3 protein-coding genes are annotated in these 2,059 nt (G+C 72.2%); 2 read left to right on the plus strand and 1 reads right to left on the minus strand.

The features are described 5' to 3' along the window. Positions 1-699, plus strand: a 699-nt coding sequence (bioD, locus tag H5J29_RS30385) for a dethiobiotin synthase (RefSeq protein WP_220188127.1), incomplete at its 5' end; no start/stop codon positions are given. On the opposite strand, the gene H5J29_RS30390 is transcribed toward bioD, so the two are convergent. After that, positions 597-1,751 carry an acyl-CoA dehydrogenase family protein gene (locus H5J29_RS30390; RefSeq protein ID WP_181784389.1) on the minus strand — a complete coding sequence of 385 codons (1,155 nt, stop codon included), beginning with the start codon at positions 1,749-1,751 and terminating at the stop codon, positions 597-599. The two genes, bioD and H5J29_RS30390, sit on opposite strands and share 103 nt — an antisense overlap. Before the next feature lie 85 nt (positions 1,752-1,836). Between H5J29_RS30390 and H5J29_RS30395 the strand changes: the two genes are divergently transcribed. Continuing rightward, a partial coding sequence (locus tag H5J29_RS30395) for a LysR family transcriptional regulator (RefSeq protein ID WP_181784390.1) occupies positions 1,837-2,059 on the plus strand: 223 nt, incomplete at its 3' end.

Here is a 2,059-nt window from a genome sequence, read left to right on the forward strand (position 1 = left end):
GGTGCCGGCATGAGCGTCCTGGTCGTGACCGGTACCGACACCGGGGTCGGCAAGACGATCGCGACCGCCGCGCTGGCGGCGACGCTGCCGGGCCCCGTCGTCGTCTACAAGCCGACGCAGGCCGGGACCGACGACGGGGAGGGGGACGTCGACGTCGTCCGCAGGCTCAGCGGGGTCCCGGGCGTCGAGGGGGTCCGGCTGCCGGACCCGATGGCACCGGTCGCGGCGGCCCGCCGGGCGGGGGTCCGGCTGCCGTCGATCGCCGACCACGTCGGGGCGGTCCGCAGGCTCGACGCGACCCACGACCACGTCCTCGTCGAGGGCGCGGGCGGGCTGCTCGTGGAGCTCGACGAGGAGGGCCGCACCCTCGCCGACCTCGCCGAGGCCCTGGCCGCACCGGTGCTCGTCGTGTGCCGGAGCGGGCTCGGCACGCTCAACCACACGGCGTTGACCGTCGATGCCCTCGAGCGCAGGGGGATCACCCTCGCCGGTGTGCTGATCGGCTCCTGGCCCGCCGAGCCCACCGCGATCGACCTCGACAACCGCCGCCACCTGGAGCGCTACGGCCTGCTCGGCGCGCTCCCGGAGGGCCTGGCTCAGTCCAGCCCGCCGCGCTTCACCAGCTGCGCGGCGATGACGTTGCGCTGGATCTCGTTGGTGCCCTCGCCGACGATCATCAGCGGGGCGTCGCGGAAGTAGCGCTCGACGTCGAACTCGGTGGAGTAGCCGTAGCCGCCGTGGATGCGGACGGCGTTCAGCGCGACCTCCATGCCGATCTCGGAGGCGAACAGCTTGGCCATGCCCGCCTCCATGTCGCAGCGTTCGCCCGCGTCGAACTTCTCGGCGGCGAAGAGGATCAGCTGCTGGGCGGCGGTGAGCTTGGTGCCCATCTCGGCGAGGTAGTTGCCGATGGACTGGTGCCTCCAGATCGGCTGGCCGAAGGACTCGCGGTCCTGGGCGTAGCGCAGGGCGTCGTCGAACGCGGCGCGCCCGACGCCGAGTGCCCGGGCGGCGACCTGGATGCGGCCGGTCTCCAGGCCCTTCATCATCTGCCCGAAGCCCTTGCCGGGCTCGCCGCCGAGCACCGCGGAGGCGGGCACGCGCATGTCGTCGAAGACCAGCTCGCAGGTCTCGACGCCCTTGTACCCCAGCTTCTTCAGGTCCTTGGAGACCGTGAGCCCGGGGCCGTGCTCCACCAGCAGCACCGAGATGCCGCGGTGCTTGGGCTCGGCCTTCGGGTCGGTCTTGCAGAGCAGGGCGATCAGACCGGAGCGCCGCGCGTTCGAGATCCAGGTCTTGGACCCGTTCACCACGTAGGAGTCGCCCGCGAGGCGGGCGTGGGTGCTCATGTTCTGCAGGTCGGAGCCGCCGCTGGGCTCGGTGAGCGCCATCGTGGCGCGCAGCTCACCGGTCGCCATCCGGGGCAGGTAGCGGTCCTTCTGCTCCGGGGTCCCGAAGGCCTGCAGGAGCTTCGCGACGACGGTGTGCCCGCCCATCGCGCCGGCGAGGGACATCCAGCCCCGGGCCAGCTCGGCGGTGACCAGGGCGTAGCAGGGCATCGAGACCGGCGCCTCGCCCCAGGGCTCCGGGATCGCGAGCCCGTAGATCCCGAGCTCCTTCATCTGCTCGATGAGCTTCTCGGGGTACTCGTCGGCGTGCTCCAGGTCGCGGACGACGGGCTTGACCTCGCGGTCGACCCACTCCCGGACCGTCTGGACGACGGCGCGTTCCTCGGTGCTCAGTCCCGGCATGCCTGGCATCATCCGTCAGCATCGAAGCCGCCGTAAAATGCCGTTGCCTGATGGGTTCCATGACGGGCGGGAATGGGGTCGGGAAGTGGAGGTCCGGCAGCTGCGCGCGGTGGTGGCCGTGGCGGACAGCGGGAGCGTGACGCGCGCGGCCGTGCTCCTGCACCTCGTCCAGCCCGCGGTGACCCGGCAGGTGCACGCGCTGGAGGAGGAGCTCGGGGTCGAGCTGTTCGTGCGCAGCCGCACCGGCATGCGTCCCACCGAGGCGGGCGCCGCGTTCGTCGAGCGGGCGCCGCCGGCATCGTGTCGTT

The organism is Pseudonocardia pini, assembly GCF_013870575.1.
GTDB lineage: Bacteria > Actinomycetota > Actinomycetes > Mycobacteriales > Pseudonocardiaceae > Pseudonocardia > Pseudonocardia pini.

Coding starts and splice junctions, on each gene's coding strand:
- H5J29_RS30390 (WP_181784389.1), bottom strand. CDS start 1,751: ATGCCGGGACTGAGCACCGAGGAACGCGCCGTCGTCCAGACGGTCCGG.